A 26,723-nucleotide genomic window follows, 5' to 3' on the forward strand; every position below is an offset into this window, starting at 1 on the left:
TTCGCCTCGTTTCTATTTCGGTACCCGATCAGAGCGCCTATATACATGAGATTAGCCCGAGCGTGTGACGAGCAATTGTGCGGCACACAATTTGTGAGCTGTCTCACGGAAGTCCGTGATCTTGCGATCGCGCACTACCTCTCGGCGGTACAAATCCGTGCCGACTGTCACGCGACGGGGTTGCCTTCGATGACAGTTCTCGACGTCAGATTATTCCCCTCACGCGCCTGCGATGCATCCCAGAGTCCCGAGTAGTGACCACCGGCATACCGCAGAACATCGTGCGGGCCGTATTCAACGATACGTCCCCGGTCAACTACGACAACGAGGTCCGCTCGGGCAGCTGTCGCGAGGCGGTGAGCTACGACGACGGAAGTCCGTTTCCGGGTGACCGACCGACTTGCTTCGAGCACCATTCGTTCGGTCGCGGGATCGAGCGTCGCGGTCGCCTCGTCGAGGAGCAGAAGGTCCGGGTCGACGAGTTCGGCACGGGCCAATGCGATCAGTTGGCGTTGGCCCGCCGAGAGCCCCTGGCCGCGCTCGCCGACGGGATGATTCATGCCTCCACGCATGTCGGCTATCGAATTCAGTGCGCCGACGGAACGTGCCGCTTCCTCGATCTCCGCGTGCGACGCCGACGGCCTGCCGTACGCGATGTTGTCGGCGACCGTGCCGGTGAACAGATGGGCTTCTTGTGGGACCACGCCGAGGCGACGTCGGTACTGCGAGAGGTGGAAGTTCCGGATGTCGGTTCCGTCCACGTCGACCGACCCGGACGTCGGGTCGTAGAAGCGGGCGAGCAACTTCACGACCGTCGACTTCCCGGCACCGGTTCGGCCGACCAGAGCGACGGTCGTGCCCGGCGGGATTTGCAGATCGAAATCGGAGAGGGCGTCGACGTCCGCACCCGAGTACCGGAACCCGACCCCGTCGAGATGGACGGCGCCGTCGAGTCGTCCGGAGATCGCGATCAAATCCTCGCTGTCGGCAGTCTCGATCGAACTGCGAGTGCGCAGCAGGTCGCCGATTCGTTGCAATCCGACGTTTGCCTGTTGGTAACCATCGAACACTTGTGAGAGTTGCTGAATCGGTCCGAACAGCAGACCGAGGTAGAGCACGAAAGCGATCAGTACGCCGGGCGAAGTCGATCCGTTGGCGATCTGGTGCGCACCGACGAACACGACCGCGGCCAACGCGAGGTCGGACAGGAACGAAATGAAAGGGAAGTAGATCGAAATGGCTCGCTGCGACCGCATCCGCGATCGGCGGTAGCTCTCGGAGCGTTCTGCGAACCTACGCGCAGCACCTTCTTCGCGGCGGTAGGCCTGAGCCGCTCGCAGACCGGCGATGTTCTCCTGGAAGTCGGCATTGACGAGCGAGATCCGTTCGCGGGACTGGCTGTAGGCAACCGAGGAGATCTTGCGGAAGACCACGGTCGCGACCACGAGCGGTGGGATGACGGCCAGCGCCACCAGGCCGAGCGTCACGTCGGTCGCCAGGAGGGCGATCGAAATTCCGCCGACGGTCAGGACGCTCACGATCGCCGTCGACATACCGGTTTGGATGAACGACGAGAGCGCGTCGACGTCGGTGGTCATACGCGTCATGATGCGGCCGGACAATTCCCGTTCGTAGTAGTCCAGACCCAGGCGCTGCAAGTGTGCATAGCTGCGGACGCGGAGCCCGAACAGCACGCGTTCACCGGCTCGGGCCGTGAGCACCGTCATGACCGCCACGATGACCCAGTCTGCGGCGACCAGGAGCGCGCCGAACGCCGTCGCGATCCAGAGTGTGGTGCTGTCTGCGGTCACGACTCCGTGGTCGATCGCATATCTGACGAGGGAGGGAAATGCGATCGCCGCGGCGGAGTCCAGGGCAAGGCACACGACAACCGCCAGTAGAACCCAGCGGACCGGCCTCAAGATCTGTCGGAGTGAGAACTGTGGATTCGATTCGCGCAGGCTCTCAGGAGCAATTCCGGGGTCTTCGCGTGCGGGTGGGAGAGCGTCGACTGCTGCCCGCAGAGACGGAGTCACCGCGATTCCGCTGAGCGCTCCGGCCATCGGTCCGCCCGCACCCTTCGTCGTAGCGGCTGTGCTGTCGGCTTCGGATTCCGGTGCCTGCGGCCACAACTGCTCGGTTGTCGGCTCGCTGCGGTCACGTCCGAAAGCATCGGAGTCGACGTCGTCGAGTTCGGCCGGTAGTTCCGGCGGCGAGGAGAACAGGGCGCGAAAGAGCGGACATCGCGCTTCCAGTTCGTCCACGGTTCCGGAGTCGATGATCCGTCCGCCGTCGAGAACCGCGACGCGATCTGCCAGCGTCAAGGTGGATCGCCGGTGCGCGAGGATCAGCGTGGTTTGCCGTCGTCTGGCCCGGAACGCGTCGAAGATCGCAGCCTCGGTTGCCGCATCGACCGCGGAGGTGGCGTCGTCGAGGACCAAAATCCGCGGGTCGACGAGGAGGGCTCGGGCAAGCGCGATGCGCTGACGCTGGCCTCCCGACAGCGTCAGACCTCGTTCACCGACAACGGTGTCGTATCCGTCCGGGAGTGCCTCGATGAAGGTGTCCGCCTGTGCCAATGCAGCTGCGGCGCGGATGTCCTCGTCTGAGGTGTCCTCGCGGCCAAGTGCGATGTTGGCGGCGATGGTGTCCGAGAACAGGAAAGGTTCGTCGAAGACCAGGCTGACGGCGGCACGAAGCTGCTCACTGCGCAGTTCGCCGATGGGGAACGTCTCGCCCGCGGTATCGACGGTCACTACACCCGAAGTCGGGGCGTAGAACCGGGGGAGAAGCAAGGACAACGCGGTCTTGCCCGACGCGGCCGGCCCCACGACGGCGACGGTCTCGCCCGGTTCTATGCGGAGGTTCAGCCCGGTCAGGACGTCGCGTTCGGTGTCGAACCCGAATGCCACGTCGTCGAAGGTGACGCCGAGCGGACCGTCGGGCAGGTCCACCGGATGGTCAGGATCGGCGATGTCCGGCTGAGCGTTGATGACGTCGTAGACACGCTCGACAGCGGCGCGCGCCAGCTGCGCCATGACGATGACCGACGACAGAGTTCGGGTGACTCCGGTCATCGTCACGATGTAGGTGGCGAACGCGAGAAACGTTCCCACGGTGATCTTGTCGTGCAGTGCGAGATACCCGCCGAGGGCGATCACTCCCACCTGCCCCAGCTGGGGCAAGGCGGCCATGGTCGGCGCGAATTTCGCGTTCAACCACGCGGCGCGAAGACGCTCCGAATACAGCGTGCGGCTGTGCTTTTCGAGTTGGTCGACGGCTCGTTGTTCCTGCCCGAATCCCTTGACGACGCGCACGCCCGTGACGGTTTCCTCGACATGTTGGGCGAGGTCGGCGGCCCGCTGCTGCGCGGACCATGTTGCGGCGAAGAGCATCGGTCGCATCAGGAACACCACCAGCCCGACTGCGGGGATGACGGCGACAGCGACGAGAGTCAACAGCGGCGAGAGCCACGCCATGATGCCGATCGCGAGCACGAATTGCAGGAGCGCACCCGCGGACATGGGCACCATCGCGAGCAAACCCTGGACGAGTTGTAGATCGGTGATGGACCGGGATACCACCTGGCCTGTGCGGATCTGATCCTGCCCGCGTCCGTCGAGGCGTTGCAGCGAGCCGAGCAGGGCGAGCCGCAAGTCGTGTTGAACATCGAGCGAGAGTCGGCCGGCAAGCATCCGTCGGCCGTACTGGCACGCGAAGCGCACGACCGCGAGCAGCGCGATCGCCAGCGCGGCGAACCCGATCACCTTGCCTGGGTTCTCCTGGCTTGCGGCGTCGAGCGCATAGCGGGTCAGAAGAGGAAACGAGATGTCGATCGCCGAAGCGATGACGGTCACCAGAAGCGCGCCGATGGCAACTCTTCGGTGCAACCAGCATGCGTGCGCCAAGCGGCGGATCCAGCCCGGAGCTCGATCGACCTCTCCAGCTACCGGACTGTCCGTGTTGATCGTGTTCATCGAGATCCACGGTAGACCCGGCCCCAGACAGCCTTTTCAGGTGATGTCGCGGGTCCTGGTCCGCAGCCAACCGAGCCCGCAGAACAGAACCACCCAAGCTGCCAGCATCATCGGGCCGCTCGGCCAGGACGCAAACGCGTCGACGTCGATCGACGGGGCCGCATTGACGATCGTGCCGATCGTGGCCGACACCGGAAGCGCGGCCCCGACCCCGCCGAGATCCATCGCGAGCAGCACTGCGCGGACGATCCATTCACCGAAGACGAACCACAGGATGACCGAGAGGGCACCGGCCATCGACGAACCGGTGAGCAGTGCCACCCCGGCGCCGAGCAGTGCCCACAGAGCGCACGCCAGAATGCCTGCGGCGCAGATGGCGAAGAGATCGGTGGTGAAGCTGAAGTCCCGGCCGAAGAGCAACATCGCGCCGATGCTGACTACTTCGACCGCCAACGCGTAGCCGACGGCGAATACCGCGACGACGGCAAGTTTTGCGCCGAGAACTCCGTCACGGCCGCGAGCTGTGAGGAACGTCGTGGTGAGAGTTTTGTAGCCGAATTCGGATCCGGCGGTGAGTGCTCCGAAGACAGCCGCGAACACCAGGACAAGCGTGTTGGAGACACCGAGGCTGACGCCGGTGGACACGACATCGACGTCGAAGGTGGTGTCTGCCGAATCGGCCACGACTTCGACGAACGTCCTGGTGGAGGCAGCAATCAGCACGGCCACGACGACCGGTGCGATGGCCAGTGCCCACCAGTAGCGCAGGGTGAGAACTTTGAGTGTCTCCGCGCGCACGAGCGTGGTCATCGGTGTCCTCCGGAAGGTCCGTATGCGGCAGGGCCGTAATAGCCCGGGCCCGAACCGGGACCGGGTGGGCGGTGGTATCCGACCTGGGGGACGGCATATTGCGGCGTTGTCATGGCCAGGAACAGTTGCTCGAGATCTGCGCCTTCGGTTGCGACACCGAAGATCGTGACTCCGGCGGCGGATGCCACCGGTGGCAGTACCGACGTGTCGGTGCCGCCCACGGCGAGCCGTCCGTCCTGGGTGATCTGGGCGTCGATGATTCCGCGAGCGGCCAATGCCGTGGCGAGGAGCGCTGGGTTGGAACACGAGACGAGCAGTCGACTGCGCTGCGAGCGGCGAAGTTCGTCCATGGTCCCTTGGTAGACGAGTGAGCCGGCGCTGACGATGACCACGCTGTCGACGGTCGCTTCCACTTCACGAAGCGCGTGACTCGAGATCAGAACCGTTCGGCCGGAACCGGCGAAGGTCTGCAGGAACTGACGAAGCCACGCCATGCCCTCGGGGTCGAGTCCGTTCGCGGGTTCGTCGAGCACGAGGATCTCGGGATCACCGAGCATCGCGGTGGCAAGGATCAGGCGTTGGCGCATCCCGAGCGAGAAGGTGCCGGTCTTGTGGGCTCCGACCGATCTCAGACCGACCATGTCCAGCACCTGCGCCGCGCGCTGAGTCGGCATGCCGATAGCGGCCGCGTAGATCTCGAGGTGTCCGAGGGCCGTTCGTTTCGGATGGAGACTGCCGACGTCGAGTACTGCGCCGACGGTCCGAGCCGGGTTGGGCAGCAAACGCATCGGGGTGCCGTTGATCGTGGCCGATCCCGACGTCGGTGACACCAGTCCGAGGAGCATCCGCAACGTGGTCGTCTTGCCCGAACCGTTCGGACCGAGAAACCCGGTGATCGAGCCCGCCTGAACGTCGAAGCTCAGGTCGTTGACCGCGCGCGCCGCCTTGAACGTCTTCGTCAACCCACGAATCTCGATGGGGGCAGAGAAGGATCCCATTGCGGTGTTCGTCAATGCTGCTCCCGGGTCGGCGGCGAATACGTGATGCGAGCCTACGGCCCGGACAGCTATCTGCGGATGGCCCGGCGTGTCTCCGTCTGGGGAAGCACTGCGGCATCGTCGGCAGGCATCACGATCAGGTGGTCGGTCCACCTGGCCGGTGCCGGTCCGAAGGCTTCGCGCGCATTCTTGACGACGCCCTTGCCGATTGCACGGTTGCCCGCACCGCCGATGACCGCACCGATTCCGGCCGGAACGAGCTTGCCGAGGATCAGTGCGCTGCGCTTCGCGGCGTACTTGGTCACGAATTTCCGCACGAGGGTGCTGTTCATTCCCCTCATCGTGGGTCCGGGAATCTTGCTCGTGATTGCCGTTCCCCAATTCTTGGCTGTGATTCCGGTGGCCTTCTGCACGATCTCCATACCGGATTCGCCGAGGGCGACTGCCAGGACCAGGGCACGTCGTTGCTGGTGATCCTGTACGGAGATTCCATGCACTGACGCAGTTGCCAACGTCAGCAGCGCTGACGCCTCGAGGAAGAAAGCCGATTCCGCACCGACGGCAGCGATGGACGCGACCGTTCCGACGCCCGGCACGGCGGCGGTGGCGCCGACGGCACTGCCGCTTCCGGTCACGGCGAGAATGAACATCTTCTCCATCCGCTCGACGATCTGAGCAGGTGACTCGTCGGGGTGGGCCTTACGGACATGGTTGACGTATTTGGCCACTGCGGGCGCTTGCAGGCGGCTTCCGTTGTCGAGAACGGAAACGAGGACCTTCTCGATACGCCCGCTGTCGTTGTTCGTCGACTTGCTCATTGCTGCCCCTCCACAGTTGTCCTCCTCTGAAGCGAGGTGGACCGTATCTCGAGAATAGGTGAAGTTTTCGCTGGCGGCGGTGATCACCGGGGCCATAGGCTCGTACGAGACTCGGTTTTCTTCGTGAGTTTTCCCAGGCAGGAGTTCGAGTGTTATGACCGCCACTTCGGAATCTCGTTCGACGACCATCTGGCCGACGCTGCGCTACCTCGACGCCCGTGCGGCAATCCACTTTCTGGTGAGCACCTTCGGTTTCGTGGAGAAGGCCGTCTACGGAGAGGGAGACGTGGTGGACCACGCCCAACTCGACTGGCCGGGCGGTGGCGGCATCATGTTGGGTTCGCCGCGCACCGATTCGGCGATCGCCGGCCTGCCGCCTGGAATCGGTTCGGTGTACATCGTCGTGGACGACGCGGACGCCGCCGATGCACTCCACGAACGCGCTGTCGCGGCGGGCGCCACGATCACGCAGGGATTGCGCGACGAGGACTACGGTTCGCGGGGGTTCACCTGCCGTGATCCCGAAGGTGTGTACTGGAGTTTCGGCACGTACGCAGGGGAGTAGCCCCCCGCGACCTACCTGGTGGCCCAGTGCTCTGCCGGAACCACTTCCGACGGGATGGGCGGATGAGGTGGTGTGCCGTCCCCGAACGGTCGGCCACCCAACTGTTCGCGCCCGTGCGGTTCGAGCCAGTGTGTCAATTCCGGTCCCTTGGGCACGATTCCGGAGGGATTGATCTCGGAATGCACGATGTAGTAGTGCGCTTTGATCTGTGTGAAGTCGATGGTGTCACCGAATCCGGGGGTTTGGAACAGATCGCGCGCGTAGTCCCACAGCACCGGCATCTCGCTGAGTTTGCTTCTGTTGCACTTGAAGTGGCCGTGATAGACGGGATCGAACCGCGCCAGCGTGGTGAACAGGCGCACATCGGCTTCGGTGATGGTGTCGCCCACCAGGAAACGTTGCCGGGCAAGACGTTCGGTGAGCCAGTCGAGGCGAGCGAACAGCGTGTCGTATGCCTCGTCGTACGCCTGCTGTGAACCGGCGAAACCGCAGCGGTAGACGCCGTTGTTGACGTCGCGAAAAACGTACTCGGCCACTTCGTCGATTTCGTTTCGCAGAGGCTCCGGGTACAGATCCGGTGCGCCTTCGCGGTGGTACTTCTTCCATTGCGTCGAGAAGTCGAGGGTGATCTGTGGGTAGTCGTTCGTGATCACCTTGCCCGTGGCGATCTCCACCATGGCGGGCACCGTGATTCCCCTGGGGTAGTGGGGATCTCGGGCGAAGTATGCGTCCTGCAGTCGCGGGATCTTCAGTACGGGATCGACGCCGCCCGGGTCGAGATCGAAAGTCCAGCTTCGCTTGTCGTGAACCGGACCGCAGATGCCCATCGACAGTACGTCTTCGAGGCCGAGTAGGCGGCGGACGATGATGGCGCGGTTTGCCCACGGGCAGGCACGTGCCACGATCAACCGGTATCGCCCGGGTTCGACGGGGTACCCGTCGCGGCCGTCCTCGGTGATCCGGGTCGGGATGTAGTTGGTGTCGCGTTTGAATTCACGACCCACTTCGACGAATGTCGGTTCGCTCGCGCAGTCTTCCGTACTCATCTGCGGTCCCTCTCGTTCGAGTGTCAACTGGGCAGGTGCACGTGTACCCGAGCGTATGCCCCCAGAACGTCGAATTTGGCTTTACGTGGAAGCGTCGCTCCGATCGCACTGCCGCGACTTGTGCGTAGCTGCGGGATCAATCCGGAATCGAGAGCGTCCTCCGCAGCGAGAAGCGTTACTGCGCAGCCGATTCCGTGACGGCGATGCGCTGGAGCAGTCAGGGTCGTGAGATCTGCCACGAATCCCTGAAATTCGGAGTATGCCGCGCATCCGAGCACCTCGGCGGAATCGGTGAGGGCGGTGAACCACCGCGTCCGGTTCCCGAGGTCGGCTGTGGTGCTGTCGTCGGGTGGGCACAGCGCAGCGACGGCGAGGGCATCGTCGATGTCGTGGGAAATCAGTAGTTGCTCGTCGGGTGGCGCGTCCGTGTAGTCGCCGAGGAAAGCGAGATCGACGGGGCCGGTGATTCGGCCGCCGTGATCGCCGGCGATCTCGAGCAGACGCGCCGGTTGCAGCAGGGCGTCGACGGAGATGTCCTCGGTGCGCTCGATGAACCACTGCGGCCCGACGATCGCACCTGAGCCTGCCAGATCGAGAACGTGGATGTCGTCGCCGACGACGCGGGCCGTGTGTGCCGGCCGAAGTGCCGAGTCGCCGAGGCCCAGTTCACGTGCCCAAGCGAGTCGGATGATGTCGAGGTGATGTTCGTCCACTCGCTACAGGCTAGTCCGATTCGAACGGGTTGATCGAGATGGACAGAGGTCGTATATTCCATGTGGACTATTTCAGGTGGAATAGTCAAGAAATAGTCAATTGCGGCTGTCAGGGAGGGGGACTCATGGGTGACGTGTCACTGACGCCTCTGGGAATCACCGTTCTGGGCCTGCTGTCCGAGCGTTCGATGCATCCGTACGAGATGTATCAACTTGCCTCGGTTCGCCGGGGCGATCAGTTGGTGAAGATCAAGCCGGGATCGCTCTATCACACGGTTTCCCGGTTGGAGAAGCAGGAACTTCTGGCTTCGATCGGGACCGATCGTGAGGGCAACCGGCCCGAACGGACGACGTACGAGATCACCGCCCGGGGCCGTGAGGCCCTCGAGCATCAACTACGTGAGATGTTGGCGGTTCCGGTGCGGGAGTATCCGCGGTTGCCGCTCGCGCTCGCCGAAATGCACAACCTCTCTGCGTCCACCGCGTGTCAGATGCTTCGAATTCGTCTCGCGCACCTCGACAAGACGATCGCGAAATTCGAGGCCGACTACGAAGCGGTGAAGGCGGCGGAAAAACCACGAATCTTCACGGTGGGCGCGGACTACGCCCACGCACTGACCGTCGCCGAAAGAGAGTGGATCGGCGCGTTGGTGACAGACATCGAGAGCGGCGAAATGCCCTGGCTCTCACAAGAACTTCTCGACCGGCTGGCCGGCTCCGCAGGCTCGTCCGCACTACCTAAGGACTGAAGATGGAAAAGCAGGTCAATCCCTGGCACGCGCTGTGGGCGCTGTGTATCGGGTTCTTCATGATTCTGGTGGACAGCACCATCGTCGCTGTCGCCAACCCTGCGATCATGGAGGACCTCGGCACCGACATCAACAAGGTCGTCTGGGTCACCAGCGCGTACCTGCTGGCGTACGCGGTGCCGTTGCTCGTCACCGGCCGGCTCGGTGACAGGTTCGGACCGAAGAACCTGTACATGATCGGCCTCGTACTGTTCACCGGCGCTTCACTGTGGTGTGGTCTGTCCGGCAGCGTCGAGATGCTCATCGTGGCAAGGGCTTTCCAGGGTCTGGGCGCCGCAATGATGACGCCTCAGACGATGGCCGTCATCACACGCACGTTCGCGCCGAACAAGCGTGGCGCCGCAATGGGCCTGTGGGGCGCGGTTGCCGGTGTTGCGACGCTGGTCGGTCCGCTTGCCGGTGGTGTGTTGGTCGACAATCTCGGCTGGGAATGGATCTTCATCGTCAACGTCCCGGTCGGTGTCATCGCCTTCCTCCTCGCGTGGAAGCTTGTTCCGTCGTTGCCGACCAGCGAGCACAAGTTCGACATCCCCGGCGTGATTCTCAGCGCCGCAGGCATGTTCCTGCTCGTGTTCGGAATCCAGGAAGGCAGTTCGTACGACTGGAACGGATTCGTCTGGAGCCTGATCGGCGCCGGTGTGGTGTTGCTCGCGGTGTTCGTGTTCTACCAGTCGCGCAACAAGAACGAGCCCTTGCTCCCACTCGAACTCTTCAAGGACCGCAACTTCTCGCTCGCCAACGTCGCCATCACCGCGATGGGCTTCGCGATCACGTCGATGGTCCTTCCGCTGATGTTCTACACCCAGGCAGTTCGCGGACTCTCCCCGACGCAGTCGGCGCTCCTCCTCGTTCCGATGGCCGTGCTGACCGGCATTTTTGCGCCGATCATCGGCAAGCTCGTCGACAAGACGCATCCGCGCTACATCGCGGGCACCGGCTTCCTGCTGTTCGCGATCGCCCTGGGCTGGCTGGCATTGGTTATGTCTCCCGACGTCGCGATCTGGGAACTGCTCCTGCCGATCGGCCTGATCGGCTTCGCCAACGCATGCATCTGGTCGCCGCTCGCGGCCACCGCCACACACAACCTGCCTCCGATGCAGGCCGGCGCCGGCGCCGGCGTCTACAACACCACCCGGCAGGTGGGTGCGGTTCTCGGCAGTGCCGCGATCGGAGCACTGATCACCGCACGATTGGCGGCTCAGGGTCTGACCGGCGGCAGTTCCGAAGCCGGAGTGGGTCACCTACCCGAGTTCGTCCGTGAACCGTTCAGCACGGCGATGTCGGAGTCGATCTGGCTGCCCGCAGGCGTGCTGCTCATCGGCTTCGTCGCTTCGGTGTGCTTCGCTCGGCCTCTGCGCGGCGACGCACACGACGACGCGATGGCCGTCAGTGCCGAAGCGCGTCGGGAAACATCACTGCACGATTGAGATAGTCGCTCGGGTCCAGGGCTCGCTTGATCGCCCACATCGTGGCTATGTCCTCCGCAGAGAGGGCCAGGTCCAGATAGTTGCGTTTGAGCGAGCCCACCCCGTGCTCGGAACTGACGTTTCCGCCGTGATCGCGAACCAGTTCGAGGACGCTGCGGTACACGGTGTCGGCGTTCGGACAGTTCAGGACGTTGAGGTGGATGTTTCCCTCAGCGACGTGTCCGAACAGGATCGGAATTGCCTCGGGCGCTCGGCTCGCGATCACCGCCGTTGCGTCCTCGGTGAAGGTGGCAAGCGAGTCCAGCGGTAGCGCCGCGTCGAATTTCAGTGGGGGACCGAACAATCCGACCACCTCGGCGAAGCATTCGCGGGCCGCCCACAAGCGCGTCGAGCCGGGGGCGTCGACCGCCACTGCCGGGGTCTGCGGTGGGCCGATGCGTTCGAGCAGCTCGGCCAGGTCTTCCAGCGGATCGTGGGCCGCGGACACCTCGGCGAGGAGGTACCACGGTCGCCCCGTCGGAACCGCGGCTTTCAAATGGCGTGCGGCCAGTTCGAGACCGCGCCCGTCCAACAATTCGAGTGCGTCGACGCCGTCGAGAGTGCGCAACACTCGCCCTGCCTCGACGACGTCTTGGAGTGCGTCGAAACCGATCAGCGACGTCACGCGGTAGGTCGGTATCTTCCGTAATTTCAGGTCGACGGAAGTGACCACCCCTAGAGTTCCTTCGCTACCGACCCACAGCGCGGGCAGGTTGTATCCGGAGTTGCCCGACAGCACTTTCGGTGACCGGCGCACAGTAGTTCCGTCGGGGAGTACCACCTCGAGTCCGAGCATCTGTTCGGCCATGTTCCCGTATCGAACCGTGTGCAGGCCACCGGCATTGGTGGACACCATGCCGCCGATCGTCGCAGTGTCCCGCGAGGCTATGTCGACACCGAACTTCAAACCGGCGGCGGCGGCCGCCGAATGTACCTGCGCGAGTGCCACTCCCGCACCGACGGTGATCCGACCGGCGGCAACATCGACTTCGCCGATGGCCTGGAGGCGTTCGGTGGAGAGCAGGACGTCGTCGTGCTCGGGCACCGTCCCGGCGACCAGACCGGTTCGCCCGCCCTGAACGGTGACCGGTACGCCGCGCGAGCGGCACACGTTCAGCACTGCCGAGACTTCGGCGGTATTTCCGGGTCGGACCAGAGCGCTGGCGCGCCCGCTGTAGCGCCCTGTCTGGTCGGTGGAACGGGTCGCCAACACGTCGGCGTCGTCGACGACGAACCGGTGTCCCACAACGTCCGCGAGTGCATTTCTCAGACCCTCCACCCGACGATCGTAGGCCGGTTCGATGTGGCAGTGTGGCGGCATGACTGCTCCCGAATCGCATCCCACCCGCCTCGAGCGCTTCACCACCGATGGTGGTGCCGAGGTGGCTGTCCTGACGTTCGCGCACGGACCACTCAATCTGTTCGATCAGGCCATGTTCGACGCCGTCATCGCCGATGTTGCAGCGCTGACCGAAAACCCACCGCGCGCTGTGCTTCTGCGCGCCGAGGGCAAGGTCAACTCGGCCGGCGTCGACGTCCATGTGTTCGACGGACTGAACCCGGAGCAGGGAGCGGAATTGTGGCGCGAACTGTTCGCCCAGATCTGCCATCCGCTCGAGGCGTTGCCGTGCCCGGTCATCTACGCGGCGCACGGGCTGACGCTGACTGCTGCCTTCGAGATCTCCTTGGCCTGCGACATCATCCTCGCGGCGCCGAAGGCGAAGTTCGGACTGGTCGAGACAGTGGTCGGTCTGACGCCGTCCATGGGTGGACCGCAGCGTTTGGCCGAGCGCGCCGGTTCCGGACGGGCTCGGGAGTTGGTCATGACCGGCGATCTCTACGACGCCGCAACCCTGCACTCGTGGGGCGTCGTCAATGCAGTTCACGACGATGTCGATGCTGCGGCGCGTGCCCTGGCGGCCCGGTTGGCGGACGGGCCCACGCGAGCCCACGACGCCACCAAGCAGATCGTGGCGGCCTGGCGTTCCGGCGGGATCGCCCACGCGGATTCGGTGACTCCCGGGGTGTCCGGTGCGCTGTTCGCCACCGATGACCTACGCGGCGCTGTCCGCAGTTTCCTCGAGGTCGGACCGGGCAAAGCGGTCTACTCCGGAAAGTAAGGTTGCGACGATTATCGCCAGAGACCTCCACGAACTGTGATCCACGTCATATAGTCGAATGGCCGGTGGGTTGTCAGTGACGTGGAGGTATCGATGCGGTCGACGCTTGTGGAATACCCGTGTTCGACTCAGCTCCTCGCCGACGCCCGTGTCACCCGTGCGGGTGACGGGGTGCTTCGGTACAGCCAACTCGACCCGTCGCTGTCCGAACTCCTCGATATCGCCGTTCATCGATTCTCCTCACGCATCGCGGTGGAGGAGGTCGACGGCGAGCAGGTCACCTTCGCGGAGTTGTGGGCCGAGGCGTCGCGGGTCGCAGGCGGGCTGAAGTCGCGAGGCGTCGAGATCGGTGACCGTGTGGCCATTCGCGTCGCCGCCGGGGTGAGGTGGATGGAGGCGTGCCTCGGCGTCATTCTCGCCGGCGGTGTTCCAGTCTCCGTGGGTGTTCATCTGAGCGACGACGCGGCGGACTTCGTCATCGCGGACAGTGGCTCGGTGTTGGTGCTCGACGGGGAACTCCCACACGGTGTTCCGTTCATCGACGACGGTGCCGCCCCGGAGGAGATGGCGATCCTCGCGTACACCGCCGATTCTTCGGGCGAAATGCTGGGCGTCGAGTTGAGCAACGAGAACGTGCTCTCCGCCATCGTCGGCATTCTGCACTCGCGCGATTACGGCGTCGAAGGTGTGCGCAATCTGTTGGTGGACAATGACTTCAAGTCGGTACGGCAATTCGTGCACGTGCTCGCGACGTTGGTGGTCGGTGGAACGGTGGTCCTCGCCGGCGACTTCTGGCGTGAGAGTGTGCATACCGTCGACATCGTGACCGGGCGGCCCGAGGACCTGCTCGAGCCTCGGTTGCTCACCCTCGGGCCGGCGGCGCGTGCCGGTTCGAGGTCGGTGCAGTGGATCGATTGCAGCGGGTCGCCGATCACGGTCGAACAGGAAGCCAAGCTGCTGACCCTGTTCCCGGCTGCTCGGCATGTGATCGGGTGGGGCAAAACCGAGACCTGTGGGGCTGGTCTCATTCTGCCAACCGAGTCGGCACCCACCCACCTCGGAAGCGTCGGAATCGCTTTCGGTGGAATGGAAGTGGCGTTGTACGGCCCGGATGCTCCAGGTGGTTTCGGTGAGTTGCTGTGCCGTGGACCGAGTGTCACGCGTCGGTATTGGAACTCGCCGCAAGCGACCTCGACGAGGTTCACCCAGGGGTGGTTCTGCACTCACGACACCGCGCAGATCGACCCCGATGGCTTCGTCCGTATTGTCGAACGCAACGTCGCGTAGTCACGCGAGCGTGGTCGACAAACGAGAGGGACATCATGGCGGACGAGGTTCTCACCGAGCGGCGCGGGCGGACACTGATCATCACCATCAACCGGCCCGAGGCGCGTAACGCCATCAACTCGGCGGTCAGTCACGCATTGGCCGCTGCGGTCGAAGAGCTCGATGCGGACGACGATCTGTCCTTGGCGGTGCTGACAGGAGCCGGCGGAAACTTCTGTGCCGGTATGGATCTGAAGGCATTCGTGGCCGGCGAGAACGTACTCGTGCCGGGACGCGGTCTCGGATTCACGGAAGGGCCGCCGCGTAAGCCGATCATTTCGGCGGTCGAGGGCTTCGCGTTGGCAGGCGGCACGGAACTCGTGCTTGCCACCGACCTGGTGGTCGCGTCGTCCGAAGCGAAGTTCGGTATCCCGGAGGTCAAGCGAGGGCTGGTCGCAGGTGGAGGCGGATTGTTGCGCCTGCCCAAGCGGATTCCGTACCAGAAGGCATTGGAACTGGCCCTGACCGGTGACAGTTTCACAGCCGAGGAGGCCTACCGCTACGGCTTCGTGAACACGGTGACCGAGCCGGGTAAGGCGCTCGAAGGCGCGCTGGAGCTGGCTGATCGCATCACCCGCAACGGACCGCTCGCGGTTGCGGTCACCAAGGAGATCATCGTCAAGGCCGGCGGTTGGTCCGACGACGAAGCTTTCGCGAAGCAGTTGCAGGTCATGGCGCCGGTGTTCGCGTCCGAAGATGCACGCGAGGGCGCGACGGCGTTCGCCGAGAAGCGCGCCCCGGTCTGGAAGGGGCGGTAACACCGACATGGCTACACCTGTCGCAGAGCTGCACATGCACATCGAGGGTTCTCTGGAACCCGAACAGATTTACCGACTTGCCGAGCGCAATCGAATGGACTTGCCGTACAAGGATATCGACGATCTGAAGTCGAGGTACGAGTTCACCGATCTGCAGTCGTTCCTCGATCTCTACTTCGCCAACATGGCCGTCCTGCGCACCGCGGAGGATTTTGCCGACCTGACGCGAGCGTACTTCCGCCGCGCGGCTGCCGCCGGCGTCGCGCATGCCGAGTTCTTCTTCAATCCACAGGCGCACGTGGTCCGTGGTGTTCCGCTGACCGAGGTCCTGGACGGGATCATGGATGCGGTGGCATCGAGTGAGCGCGAGTTCGGGCTCAGCAGCGCGGCAATCGCCGCCATCCTCCGAGATCAGCCCGTCAAAGACGCCGAGGAGATCTTCTCCGAGATAATTCGCCTGCAGGCTCCAATCGTCGGGCTCGGACTCGACTCCGCGGAGGTCGGCAACCCGCCGTCACTGTTCGAGGACGTGTTCGCCCGCGCGCGTGCCGAGGGTTTGCACGTTGTGGCTCACGCCGGTGAAGAGGGACCGCCCGAGTACATCTGGCAGGCGCTCGACATTCTCGGCGCCGAGCGGATCGACCACGGAGTCCGGGCACTAGAGGATCCTGCCCTGATCGAGCGTCTGGTCGACGAGGAGATTCCACTGACGGTCTGCCCGTTGTCGAACGTTCGTCTGCGGGTGTTCGATTCGCTGTCGGATCATCCGCTTCGATCGATGCTCGAGATGGGTTTGATCGTCACGGTCAACTCCGACGACCCGGCCTACTTCGGGGGATACGTCGACGACAATTTCACCGAACTGGGCCGAGCCCTGGGTCTGACCGAGGCCGAGCGAGACACCCTCGCCCGGAACTCGATCAAAGCCTCGTTTGCGAGCGATGCGCGAAAAGCGGAACTGCTGCGGCGCTGACCGTCAGTCGCCCAGCACCTGACGCAAGTATTCGTTGTCGAACACACGATTCGCGTCGTACTTGTCTCGAACGGCGACAAAGTCGTCGAGTCGGTCGTACGTCGGACGCAGGTCGTCGACGGTCCGGTTGTGCATTTTTCCCCAATGCGGCCGGCCGTCGACGGCGCGCGCGATGGCTTCCACCGCGGCGAAGTACTCCGTTTCGGGTCGGCGGTGGTACTGGTGTACCGCGATGTATGCGGTGTCGCGTCCGTGAGCAGTGGAGAGCCAGAGGTCGTCGGCGGCAGCGAAACGTACTTCGACGGGGAAAGCGACGTTGGTTCCGGACTTCTTCATCCAGCGATCGATTTCGTGAAGTGTCTCGGTGACGTGTTCGCGGGGAATCGCGTATTCCATCTCCTTGAACTTCACCCGGCGCGAAGACGCGAATACCCGGTAGCTGCGATCTGTGAACTCGCGGGCGCCGAGCAATCGGGACGACACGTTGTTGATTCTCGGGATCGCGGCCGGTGCCAGGGTGGCAACGCGGTTGACACCTTCGAAGAGTGTGTTCGAGAGGAGTTCGTCGTCGACGAACGCGCGGACCTTGCCCACCGGATCGGGTTCGGTATCTCCCGGGAGTCGCGTATTGCTCTTCGTCAGGACACGATCGGTGTGCGGGAACCAGTAGAACTCGAAGTGATCCAGGCCCAGGCGATCGCCCTCGAGGGTGTCCAGTATGTGAGACAGCGTGTCGGGTTCCTCGATTGCGCGAAGTGTGAATCGCGGAACGCAGGCGAGAGTGATCTTCGAAATGATGCCGATTGCGCCCAATCCGAGGCGGCCCGCTTCGAACAGCTCGACGTTTTCGTCGGCGCTTGCGGTAACGACGGATCCGTCGGCGAGAACGATCTCGATTCCGCGAATCTGTGTGGCGATACCGCCGAATCGTGCGCCGGTGCCGTGCGTGCCGGTGGACGTCGCGCCGGCCAGTGACTGGACGTCTATGTCACCGAGATTTGCCATCGCATATCCGCGTTGCCACAAGGCGTCGTTGAGAGCATGAAGGCGAGTGCCTGCAAAAACAGTGACCAGCGCACCGTCGTCGGTCGGTGTGATCGAGTCGATTCCGCTCAAGTTGTCCAGGCTGACGAGGACACCGTCAGTGACCGCGACACCGGTGAACGAGTGGCCGGCGCCGACGGCCTTCACACGTTGGCCACGCGAGGCGGCCTCGGCGACCAACGACGAAAGTTCACGGGTATTTGTCGGCGTCGCAAAGCGACGCGGCGCGGCGCTTTGAGTGCCCGCCCAGTTCTGCCAAGTGTCCGAAGCCATTACGCAATAATGTACTTGGACGGTCGTCCAGGCAAGTATTGCGCGAAGATTTTGTCATTTGCGTTCTACGATCATTGGATGCTGAACAGGCTCCCGGCGGACGAACGCCGCACACAATTGGTCGAGTCCGCCTTGTCTATTGCGGAACAGCGCGGTGTCAGTTCTGTGACGGTAAGGGCGGTGGCAGAGGAGGCCGGGGTATCGCTCGGCGTCGTTCATTACTGCTTCGAGAGCAAGGAAGCGCTGATCGCGGCAATGGGTGAAACGCTCATTCTGCAGCTCAGTGCGTCGATGCAGTATGCGTTCGCGCAGGTCCGCCATGCGCCGGATCTCAGTGGCGTGCAGGGGCTCAGGGAATTGCTGCACATCGGCCTGACCGGAATGTGGCCGACCATCGAGGCAACCCCGGATCGCCAGTTGTTGACCTACGAAATTACTGCGCAGGCACTGCGTAGTCGCAATCTCGGAGCCGAACGTGCTGGGGCGGTTGCATTTGAGCAGTACCGAATCATGGATGAGCTCGCGGTGTCGTTTCTCGAAGAGTGCGCCAAGATATCGGGCACGGTGTGGACGGAGCCGTTGAGTTCGATTGCGCGACTGAGTCTTGCGATGATCGACGGCCTTGTTCTGCGATGGCTGGTCGATCGTGACTCCGACGCGACTATTGCCGAGTTCGGAGAAATGGTTCAGGTAATCGCCAACAAAGCCGTGGTCGCGCCTCAGTAGAACCGCCATCCTGGACATACGTCCAGGATTGGTGATTGACTGGTCGCACGCCGCGACGATTGGATCATCTGTGACCAGGACCCTTGATCGACTCACTGCTGCCACGCGAGAACTCGACCCGCCTCTGGCTGCTCTGGATCTGACCACACTGCGCAGTAATGCAGCCGACCTGGTGCGCCGCGCCGGTGGAACCCCGGTGCGAGTGGCGAGCAAATCGGTTCGTTGTCGGACGGTTCTGGCTGAAACTCTCGGCGACACACTGACCGCGTCCGGCGGATTCCGCGGAATCATGGCGTACTCACTGCGCGAGGCTCTGTGGCTGGTCGGGCTCGGCGCACGGGACATCCTGATGGGGTACCCGACCGCCGATCGTGGCGCCATCGCGGATCTCGCTGCCGACGACACCGCTCTCGCATCGATCACCTTGATGGTCGACGACGATGCGCAGTTGGACCTCATTCGTTCGGCGTCGACGGGGGATGCGCCTGTCCGCGTGTGTCTCGACGTCGACGCGTCACTGCGGATCGGCCCGATCCATCTGGGCGTACGACGCTCGCCACTGCGCGAACCTGGCGCGGTCGCCGCACTCGCGGCGCGTGCGCGCCAACGCGGATTCTCCGTCGTCGGAGTGATGTTCTACGAAGCCCAGATTGCCGGCCTTCCTGACACCAGTGCTCCGATCGGTTGGGTCAAGAAAGCCTCTGCCCGCGAATTGGCGTCCAGAAGGGGCGCTGTGGTCGCGGCCGTCACCGATGCCGTGGGTGCACTCGAGATCGTCAACAGCGGCGGTACGGGGTCGCTGGAGGTCAGCTCGGCCGATCCTGTGGTGACCGAGGTAACAGCAGGCTCCGGACTGTACGTACCGACCCTGTTCGACCGCTACCGTGCCTTCCGTCCCGATCCGGCGCTGTTCTTCGCGCTGTCGGCCGTGCGCAAACCGACGCCGTCGGTCACGACCCTGTTCGGTGGCGGATACATCGCGTCGGGACCTGCGGGAGCCACCCGCGTTCCGTCACCGGTCTGGCCCGCCGGTCTCAAACTGCTCCGCAACGAAGGTGCCGGCGAAGTCCAGACGCCGGTCACCGGGAAGGAAGCCGGCAACATCGCGATCGGCGACCGTGTGTGGTTCCGTCACGCCAAAGCCGGCGAGCTGTGCGAGCGCTTCGACCGCGTGTACGTGGTCGAAGCCGACGGCACCCGAACCTCGGTTCCCACCTATCGCGGCGAAGGGCAGTGCTTCGGGTAGGGCAGTGTTTCGGGTAAGACAGGCTTCGGCTAGCTCGTCAGCCTCATGAACGCGCCCAGTTCGACCAATCCCGCAGGCGTACTGGGCATGTACTGCGTCAACGCGTGCGATCGAACGATGATCGCGCACCACTTGCCGCGTGAGACAGCAACATTGAGACGGTTTCGCGACAGCAGGAACGACATCCCTCGCGGGACGTCCTCGACGGCAGATGCGGCCATCGACACGATTGCCACCGCGGCCTCGCGGCCCTGGAACTTGTCGACGGTCCCGACCTCGACCTCCGTGAGACCGGCTTCGGTGAGATCGCGCTCAACGGTACCGACCTGGGCGTTGTATGCCGCGACCACGAGGATGTCCGCCTGCTCCAGGGGCCGGGTTCCCTCGAACTCGCTCGGGTCGGACCATGGCGTACCGAGAAGGCCCTGGATCTGGCGAACGATTTCCTGGGACTCTTCCGGGGAGTACGTGGAATTGCCGCGGTGATCGACGAACACCGTGTGCACTCCGGCAGCGAGTCCGTCGAGTTTTCTTGCCGCACTCACGGTTTCCTGGGAATGCAGCTTGCCCTCGTACGACAATGCGGACACGGGCGCACACAGATCCGGGTGCATCCGCCAAGTCTTCTCGAGGAAGTAGCCGAGTTCGGGTGGCAGTGCGCCGTGTCCCTCGGCGAGCCAACCGAGCGCCGATTCGTCGACAGGTTCGGGGTGAGTACCTTGGCTCACCTGCGGCAACTGCTGCGGATCGCCCAGCAGCAACAGGTTTCGCGCGGAAATCGCGACGGCAATGGTGTTGGCGAGCGCGAACTGGCCCGCCTCGTCGACCACGAGCAGGTCCAAGCTGCCCGCCGGAACACGATCGGTGTTCGCGAAGTCCCACGCAGTGCCGCCGATGACGCAGCCGACGCCTTCGGCCTCGGCGATGAATCTCGCATATTCTTCGGATGCGATGTCCTGCCATTCTGCGGTCTTGCTGCGGCTGCCCTTCTTTGCGACCAGTGCGGGGTCCACGCCGGCCTTCAGAATGCCGCCGAGCATGTTCTCGACCACCGAATGTGATTGTGCCACGACTCCGATTCGCCAATGGTGTTGTTCGATCAGTGTCTTGACGACACGAGCGCCCGTGTAGGTTTTGCCGGTACCGGGAGGACCTTGCACCGCCACGTAGGAATCGTCGAGGTCGAGAAGTGCGGCGGTGATGGCGTCGGCGTAGTTGTTGTCGGTGCCGACGGGCGGGAGCGGTGAACCCGAGAGGGTTCTCGGGGTGCTGCGCCGGAGAATGTCGACTGCCGCGATGTGTGGCAGTTCGGGCAGGCTCTCGCTGGCGTCGGACGCGGCAGCGGCGATGGACTTCTCCATGCGTCCGGTGGGAATCGGACGACCAGGTGCCAACGCGACCGGGGAATCGATGTATTCGTCACCGCTGAGCAGTTCTTCGACGGTGACCACGTCGAGTCCTTCGGACTTGACGACGGCGGTGACCTTGACGCTGCTGGTGCCGCGTTGGGTGGGGTTCTCGCTTGCAACGGCATCGGGGGAGGGGGTTGCGTAGAGAGCGAACAGATCACTGCCCGGACTCAAAGATGTTCCGGTGCCGAAACTTCCGGTCAATTGGATGTGGCGACGAAACTTCTTCTGCCGCGCGGTGCTCTTGTGCCAGTCCGCTTCGATTTCGGACTGTTCGACCACCATGACGTCGCGGATGTCCACCAGGTCTTCGATCGGTGTGACCAATCGGTCGAAGTGGGCCCACCAGTACGGCTTCCGCTCGCGATTGTGGTAACCGACTGCTGCGGCCAGTAGAGCAGCTGCCTGCTGATCGGGGGTGCGTGTCGAACCTGCCTTGTGTCCTGCGAATTCGCGGAGTGCGATTTCCGATTCGGTGAGTTCTTCGAGTGGAATCTTGATCTGTCCGGTCGGCTCTCGAAGTTCGACGCCGTGTTCTGCGGCGCGCTCGGCGAGCCAATCGCGCAGGCGGAGAGTGGATTCGCAGTCGTACTCGTTGTAGTCGGAGATGCCCTGAAGAAGTTCCCTGGCCTGGTCGGCTTGTCCGCCGTCGCGCAATTCGCAGTAGTCGGCATAAGCGACGACCGAGGCGGCGGCGTTGGTCACGTCGCCGTCGCGGCCGTGCTCACCCATGTAGAGCGGCTCGAGTTTCTTGATGCTGTACGAGCGTTGTCCGATCCGCAGGCACGCGCGGACGATCGGGTACAGGTCGACGAGCACGTTCTCGCTGAGCAGGGTGTCCACGGTCTGCTCGCCGACACCGTGACGTGCGGCCAAGCGCAACAGCGCCGATTTCTCGTACGCGGCGTAGTGGTAGATGTGCATGCCTGGATGAGCTTCTCGACGCGCGGTGACGTAATCGAGGAAGTCGAGGAGCGCCTGGCGCTCACCCTCGCGATCGTGTGCCCAGAACGGCTTGAACACGTAGTCGTCCGCAGGCCCTTCGACCACACCGAACAGATACTCCAACCCCCAATCGGTGGACCCGTCCTCGGCCCAGAGCGGATCGCCCTCGAAGTCGAAGAAGATGTCGCCGTCGTCGGGGATGGGGAGTCCGCCGAGCGCCGAGGGTTCGTAGACCTCGAATTCGGCGTCGCCGGACAGTTCCTGGCGTAGTTGAACCGCTGCCTGTGCGCGGAGCTTGTCGAGTGTTTCCCGGCGGATTCCCTCGACTGGGCCGGTGCTCGCGGCGAGTTCGTCGATTGTCGTGATCCCCGAGACGATCAGCTGTTCACGCTGATTGCCGCGGACACCCGCAACCAGCAGCAGGTCTCGATGGCTTTCGACCTCGACGCTGCAGGTGTCGCATCGACCACAACGCAGGTACCGATCGTCGAGCCACTGTGTCGGTTTCCCCTCGGCGCGGTGCTCGTCGAGGACTCGTTCGAGTTCAGCTCTACGTGCCGCGAATACCGGCGCGATGTCTCCGATGTCGTGCGACGACGTGCTGCCGTCGCCTAGCAGTAGATGAACTTGATCGGAGGCGGCAATTGCATTGCGCTCCAACGCATCCGCGTATGCGGCGAGTTGTAGAAGTGCCGACACCTTGGCGTGCCGGGAGAGCTTGCTGTCGTAGACCGCGTAGGTGTCGCCTTCGCGGACGAGGAAATCGCAGAACCCGAGGAATCGGCCGTCGAAAAAGGTTCCCTGATAAATGACTGGCGCGCCCGATCGTGCTGCCTCGACGGTGGCCAACGTGGCAGCGGTCAGGCCTGCGCGTGAGTGTTCCGGTCGCGGCATGACGACGACGCCGTCTCCGTGTTGATCGATGAACTTCTGAAGCTGTTCGCGCTCGTGCGAGTCGCCGAGGCTCGACGTCCGCTCGAGCATCGGATCCGCCTCGGCGGCCTGGGCCGCGATCAGACCGGTACGGGCGTCGAGTTGCCGCAGCAGTGCGAACTCGCACGAGGCCGCAGCCGAGAGGTCGCTGGCGCTGTAGACGATCTGATCATCGAGTAGGAACACAGGGCGATTGTGCCATCGCTCACCGACAAGGCAACCCACCAGTAATCGCCCACGAGCCGCGGATACCGGTAGCGGCGTGCAGAATGACGATCATGCCTTTCTTCGACGGACGAACCGGTCAGGTGCACTTTCGGCATTGGCCGGCGGTAGGGGGTGCGGTGCCCACGGTGTCACTGGTCTTTCTGCACGGTCTCGGTCAGCACAGCGGCCAGTATCACCGCTTCGCGGGCGCAATGACGGCGTCGGGGATAGACGTGTGGGCGATCGATCACACCGGGCACGGTTTGTCGGAGGGTGATCTGGGAGTCGGGGCTCCGCTCTCCGATCTTGCTGCCGATGCAGCCGCGCTCGCTGACATCGCTTTGGCGGAACTGCCCGAAGTCCCGCAGGCGGTGATGGGCCATTCCTTGGGTGCGGTGACGGCGCTGACGATGCTGGCTCATCGCGATCACGATTTTGCCTCCGCAGTGCTGTGCGGCATTCCGCGCAGTGCGGTCGAGCAACACGGGTGGGCGGAACTCTCCGACGCGGGCATCCCAGTCCTGGTCGTTCACGGTACCGACGACCGGATCGCCCCGGTCGATCCCGTCCGGGACTGGGCGCGGACGCTGCGCAACGTCGAGATGCGCGAGTTCGAGGACGCCGGTCACGACCTGCTGCACGAGAAGGTTCACGCCAGTGTCACCAACGTCAGCCGTGAATTCCTTCTCGCGCATTCCAGGTAGTCCTCTCAGGAGAGCGCGCCGAGCACCTCTTTCGACGTGACGGGATGCGAGAACATCGGGTAGTCGTAGGTGATCGCGTTCTCGTGTTCGGCGACCGAAGTTCCGGCTACACAATCGGTGAGTGTGATGACCCGGTAGCCGTTCTCGTATCCGGTGCGCATGGTCGATTCGACGCAGCAGTTGGTCAGGAAACCGCCGAGAAGTATCGTGCGAATTCCTTTGCTACGCAGAATGAAATCGAGGTTGGTGCTGGCAAAAGTGTCGAGTCCACGCTTGCCCTCGATGACGATGTCGCCGTCTTTCGGAGTGAGGTCGTCGACGATAGCGGCGCCCCACGAACCCTTCACGAAGGCCTTTCCGTCGACGACGCCCTTGAGGATTCCGTACGGATGCGAGGTGATTTCGTTGTATCCCTCGGCGAAGGTGATCGGTGCGTGCATCACGGTGACACCCGCCGCACGGGCCGCATCGACCAGCGCAGTGGTGTTCGCGAGGAGTCCGTTCGATTCCATGACTGGTGCGACGGCCTCGTGAAGAACACCGCCCTCGGTGGTGAAGTCGTTCTGGTACTCGATGAGCACGACGGCGGTGGTCGCGGGATCCAATTCGAGCTTGTCGGTCATGGTCGGCACCTTCTCTGTTGTGGTCCGGGTCACGAATCTCCTCAATTAAACAGTTTGTCAGACAAGCAGGCAAGGGGTGGTAGCGTCGCGGCATGGATACGACTCCGTTGTCGCGCATGCCGCTCAGCCTTGCCGTGTCGGGACGAATCCGCGCTGCCATTCTCGACGGTTCACTCCCGGTCGGTGAGGCATTGCCCACCGAACAGGAACTTGCACAGACGTTCTCGGTGGGTCGATCGACGGTCCGTGAGGCCCTTCGGGTCCTGCAAGCGCAGGGATTGTTGACCGGCGCGGACACCACTTCTACTGCCAGGCCTCGGGTGACGCACGAGCATACGGCCGATTCCGCGGCCACAGCTCTCAGCACGGCGTTGCAGGTGGGTGCAGTTCCATTGGGCGATCTTGTCGAATTGCGAGTGCTGCTCGAAGCTGCTGCGCTGCGCACTGTCGTCGCGGTGCCAAACGGCGCCCGGGATGCGATCGAGCGGATGCGCGTCGCAACCCTTGCCGACGACTCGGTCGCATTCCACGACGCCGATGTCGACTTTCACGTTGCGCTGGCCGGAGCCGGCGGGAACAAGGCGTTCGGGTTGGTCATGACGGTTCTCCGCGACAGCATCGCCGGCTACCTGCTGAGCGAACTCGACTCGCGCGAGAACTCGGCGGCCACGCTCGGCGCACTGTTGGCCGAGCACGAGGGTATCGCCGGCGCGATCGAGCGCGGCGCAGCTGACGAGGCCGCCGTTTTGGTCGAGCGCCATGTGCGCGGATTCTACGAAGGACGAACACAATGACCACGAGTATCGATCTGTTGGGTGAACGCTTGCAGAAAGCGGTGGGGGACAGGGCGACAACCGATCCCGACCGAATGGGCGCGTACGTCCGGGATCAATCACTGCTCACCACAGCCGGAACGCCCGCCGCGCTGGTCAAGGCGAAGACGGTCGACGACGTCGTTGCGGTCATGACGGTGGCGCACGAACTCTCCGTTCCCGTGGTGACACGAGGGGCAGGTACCGGGTTGGCCGGCGCCGCCAACGCACTCGACGGATGCATCGTCTTGAGCGTCGCGGGCATGGATCGCATTCTCGAGATCGATCCTGCCGCGCGCACCGCCACGGTGGAGCCTGGAGTGATCAACGGTGACCTGGCGGAAGCTGCTGCACAGCAGGGACTTTGGTACGTACCGGATCCGGGAAGCCGGTCCATCTCGAGTATCGGCGGCAACCTGGCGACAAATGCAGGCGGCATCTGTTGCGCCAAGTACGGCGTCACCGGTGATCACGTTGCGGCCCTGACGGCGGTACTCGCCGACGGGCGTGTGATCCGTACCGGTGCACGGACGCGCAAAAACGTTGCGGGGCTGGACCTGACACATCTGCTCGTCGGGTCGGAGGGCACTCTCGCGGTCATCGTCGAAGCCACGATGCGGTTGCGTACGGCGCCCACTGCCGCGACCACTGTGGTCGCCTTCTTCGATTCCGCGGAGTCCGCGATCGATGCCGTCCTCGCCGTGTCGGCGGTGGCCGAACCGTGTCAGATGGAGTTGATGGACGACGTCACCATCGGCGCCGTCAATCGGCTGACCAAGATGGGGCTGGACGAATCGGCCGGGGCGATGCTGCTCATCCAGTGCGACGGTAGGTCGGCGGCCGCCGAGGCAGCGGACTGCGCCGCGGCGTGCGAAAGCGCCGGGGCCCGAGAGGTTTTCCACACCGACGATCCGGTGGAAGGTGAAGAGTTCACCGCCGCGCGCCGCATGGCCTTGCCGGCTCTCGAGGCGTTGGGCACGGTACTTCTCGACGACGTCGCGGTGCCGGTGCCGGCGTTGCCGTCCATGTTGGAATGCATTCGTGAAGCGGCCGATCGCCACGGCGTCACGATCGGAACCTTCGGTCACGCCGCCGACGGCAATCTCCACCCGACCATCGTGTTCGACGCTGCCGAATCGGGTGCGCAGGATCGTGCGCGCGGAGCTTTCGACGACATCGTTGCCGGCGCACTGGCGTTGGGCGGAACGATCAGCGGTGAACACGGTATCGGGGTTCTCAAAGCGCCGTACATGGCGGACATGGTCGGCCAGACCGAACGCGAAATGATGCTTGCAGTGAAGGCTGCATTCGATCCGAAGAACGTTCTCAATCCCGGACGAGGTATCTGAGCGGTTAGTCCGTGCCTCAGTCGCCGGAAGTTGCGCTACCAGACGAACGTGTTGCCGCACGACGCTTTTCAAG

General features: G+C 63.8%; 22 protein-coding genes. 12 read left to right on the top strand and 10 right to left on the bottom strand.

Annotated features, from left to right (window positions below; genetic code table 11):
* Positions 1-167: 167 nt before the first annotated feature.
* The 4 genes from ABIE52_RS31655 to ABIE52_RS31670 form a co-directional block, all read right to left on the bottom strand.
* Positions 168-3,977 (bottom strand): ABC transporter ATP-binding protein, encoded by a 3,810-nt coding sequence (locus ABIE52_RS31655; protein WP_192712344.1) that lies wholly within the window; start codon positions 3,975-3,977, stop codon positions 168-170.
* A gap of 36 nt (positions 3,978-4,013) precedes the next feature.
* Positions 4,014-4,787 (bottom strand): ABC transporter permease, encoded by a 774-nt coding sequence (locus tag ABIE52_RS31660; protein ID WP_042450365.1) that lies wholly within the window; start codon positions 4,785-4,787, stop codon positions 4,014-4,016.
* Positions 4,784-5,785: an ABC transporter ATP-binding protein gene (locus tag ABIE52_RS31665; protein ID WP_030536929.1), complete on the bottom strand. Its 1,002-nt coding sequence runs from the start codon at positions 5,783-5,785 to the stop codon at positions 4,784-4,786. The genes ABIE52_RS31660 and ABIE52_RS31665 overlap by 4 nt, the downstream gene beginning before the upstream one ends.
* Before the next feature lie 68 nt (positions 5,786-5,853).
* Positions 5,854-6,603, bottom strand: coding sequence for a hypothetical protein (locus tag ABIE52_RS31670; RefSeq protein ID WP_064444250.1), 750 nt, complete (start codon positions 6,601-6,603; stop codon positions 5,854-5,856).
* 154 nt (positions 6,604-6,757) lie between these two features.
* Here ABIE52_RS31670 and ABIE52_RS31675 point away from each other — a divergent pair, with 154 nt between their 5' ends.
* A complete protein-coding gene (locus ABIE52_RS31675; RefSeq protein ID WP_003945129.1) occupies positions 6,758-7,168 on the top strand; it encodes a VOC family protein in 411 nt (136 codons plus the stop codon).
* A gap of 11 nt (positions 7,169-7,179) precedes the next feature.
* On the opposite strand, the gene ABIE52_RS31680 is transcribed toward ABIE52_RS31675, so the two are convergent.
* Complete coding sequence (locus ABIE52_RS31680; RefSeq protein WP_064444034.1) at positions 7,180-8,214, bottom strand: glutathione S-transferase family protein; 1,035 nt, start codon at positions 8,212-8,214, stop codon at positions 7,180-7,182.
* Between the two features lie 23 nt (positions 8,215-8,237).
* Positions 8,238-8,927: a GNAT family N-acetyltransferase gene (locus ABIE52_RS31685; RefSeq protein WP_007736143.1), complete on the bottom strand. Its 690-nt coding sequence runs from the start codon at positions 8,925-8,927 to the stop codon at positions 8,238-8,240.
* Between the two features lie 125 nt (positions 8,928-9,052).
* On the opposite strand from ABIE52_RS31685, the gene ABIE52_RS31690 reads away from it, so the two are divergent.
* Together ABIE52_RS31690 and ABIE52_RS31695 are read left to right on the top strand one after the other, a co-directional pair.
* Positions 9,053-9,676, top strand: coding sequence for a PadR family transcriptional regulator (locus ABIE52_RS31690; protein ID WP_063316848.1), 624 nt, complete (start codon positions 9,053-9,055; stop codon positions 9,674-9,676).
* Positions 9,677-9,678: 2 nt separating this feature from the next.
* Positions 9,679-11,163, top strand: a complete 1,485-nt coding sequence (locus ABIE52_RS31695) for a DHA2 family efflux MFS transporter permease subunit (RefSeq protein ID WP_003945132.1) — start codon at positions 9,679-9,681, stop codon at positions 11,161-11,163.
* Here ABIE52_RS31695 and ABIE52_RS31700 read toward each other — a convergent pair.
* The gene (locus tag ABIE52_RS31700) at positions 11,123-12,523 is read right to left on the bottom strand and encodes an FAD-binding oxidoreductase (protein WP_064444035.1); all 1,401 of its coding nucleotides are present in this window, start codon (positions 12,521-12,523) and stop codon (positions 11,123-11,125) included. The genes ABIE52_RS31695 and ABIE52_RS31700 overlap by 41 nt on opposite strands.
* Here ABIE52_RS31700 and ABIE52_RS31705 point away from each other — a divergent pair.
* The 4 genes from ABIE52_RS31705 to ABIE52_RS31720 all read left to right on the top strand — a co-directional run bounded on the left by ABIE52_RS31705 (position 12,522) and on the right by ABIE52_RS31720 (position 16,379).
* Complete coding sequence (locus tag ABIE52_RS31705; protein ID WP_007736151.1) at positions 12,522-13,322, top strand: enoyl-CoA hydratase/isomerase family protein; 801 nt, start codon at positions 12,522-12,524, stop codon at positions 13,320-13,322. The two genes, ABIE52_RS31700 and ABIE52_RS31705, sit on opposite strands and share 2 nt — an antisense overlap.
* Positions 13,323-13,415: 93 nt before the next feature.
* Positions 13,416-14,609 (top strand): class I adenylate-forming enzyme family protein, encoded by a 1,194-nt coding sequence (locus ABIE52_RS31710; protein WP_007736152.1) that lies wholly within the window; start codon positions 13,416-13,418, stop codon positions 14,607-14,609.
* A gap of 35 nt (positions 14,610-14,644) precedes the next feature.
* The gene (locus ABIE52_RS31715; protein ID WP_042450356.1) at positions 14,645-15,406 is read left to right on the top strand and encodes a crotonase/enoyl-CoA hydratase family protein; all 762 of its coding nucleotides are present in this window, start codon (positions 14,645-14,647) and stop codon (positions 15,404-15,406) included.
* Positions 15,407-15,413: 7 nt separating this feature from the next.
* Entirely contained in the window at positions 15,414-16,379 is a 966-nt protein-coding gene (locus tag ABIE52_RS31720; RefSeq protein WP_019749316.1) for an adenosine deaminase, read from the top strand.
* A 3-nt stretch (positions 16,380-16,382) separates the two neighbouring features.
* On the opposite strand, the gene ABIE52_RS31725 is transcribed toward ABIE52_RS31720, so the two are convergent.
* Positions 16,383-17,696, bottom strand: a complete 1,314-nt coding sequence (locus ABIE52_RS31725; RefSeq protein ID WP_042450351.1) for a D-arabinono-1,4-lactone oxidase — start codon at positions 17,694-17,696, stop codon at positions 16,383-16,385.
* 78 nt (positions 17,697-17,774) lie between these two features.
* Between ABIE52_RS31725 and ABIE52_RS31730 the strand changes: the two genes are divergently transcribed.
* Together ABIE52_RS31730 and ABIE52_RS31735 are read left to right on the top strand one after the other, a co-directional pair.
* Positions 17,775-18,422 carry a TetR/AcrR family transcriptional regulator gene (locus ABIE52_RS31730; protein WP_020908434.1) on the top strand — a complete coding sequence of 216 codons (648 nt, stop codon included), beginning with the start codon at positions 17,775-17,777 and terminating at the stop codon, positions 18,420-18,422.
* A gap of 70 nt (positions 18,423-18,492) precedes the next feature.
* Positions 18,493-19,668 carry an amino acid deaminase/aldolase gene (locus tag ABIE52_RS31735; protein ID WP_007736155.1) on the top strand — a complete coding sequence of 392 codons (1,176 nt, stop codon included), beginning with the start codon at positions 18,493-18,495 and terminating at the stop codon, positions 19,666-19,668.
* A 29-nt stretch (positions 19,669-19,697) separates the two neighbouring features.
* On the opposite strand, the gene ABIE52_RS31740 is transcribed toward ABIE52_RS31735, so the two are convergent.
* Complete coding sequence (locus ABIE52_RS31740) at positions 19,698-23,141, bottom strand: TM0106 family RecB-like putative nuclease (RefSeq protein WP_192712345.1); 3,444 nt, start codon at positions 23,139-23,141, stop codon at positions 19,698-19,700.
* Between the two features lie 83 nt (positions 23,142-23,224).
* On the opposite strand from ABIE52_RS31740, the gene ABIE52_RS31745 reads away from it, so the two are divergent.
* Positions 23,225-23,866, top strand: coding sequence for an alpha/beta hydrolase (locus ABIE52_RS31745; RefSeq protein WP_082920627.1), 642 nt, complete (start codon positions 23,225-23,227; stop codon positions 23,864-23,866).
* Positions 23,867-23,871: 5 nt separating this feature from the next.
* Here ABIE52_RS31745 and ABIE52_RS31750 read toward each other — a convergent pair whose 3' ends face one another.
* The gene (locus tag ABIE52_RS31750) at positions 23,872-24,489 is read right to left on the bottom strand and encodes a cysteine hydrolase family protein (RefSeq protein ID WP_176450541.1); all 618 of its coding nucleotides are present in this window, start codon (positions 24,487-24,489) and stop codon (positions 23,872-23,874) included.
* A gap of 92 nt (positions 24,490-24,581) precedes the next feature.
* Between ABIE52_RS31750 and ABIE52_RS31755 the strand changes: the two genes are divergently transcribed.
* Both ABIE52_RS31755 and ABIE52_RS31760 read left to right on the top strand, forming a co-directional pair.
* Positions 24,582-25,283 (top strand): FadR/GntR family transcriptional regulator, encoded by a 702-nt coding sequence (locus tag ABIE52_RS31755; RefSeq protein ID WP_064444038.1) that lies wholly within the window; start codon positions 24,582-24,584, stop codon positions 25,281-25,283.
* Complete coding sequence (locus ABIE52_RS31760; RefSeq protein WP_064444039.1) at positions 25,280-26,650, top strand: FAD-binding oxidoreductase; 1,371 nt, start codon at positions 25,280-25,282, stop codon at positions 26,648-26,650. Before ABIE52_RS31755 ends, ABIE52_RS31760 begins: the two co-directional genes overlap by 4 nt.
* The last annotated feature ends 73 nt before the right edge of the window (positions 26,651-26,723 follow it).

This window comes from Rhodococcus sp. OAS809, assembly GCF_040546695.1.
Lineage (GTDB): Bacteria > Actinomycetota > Actinomycetes > Mycobacteriales > Mycobacteriaceae > Rhodococcus_F > Rhodococcus_F qingshengii.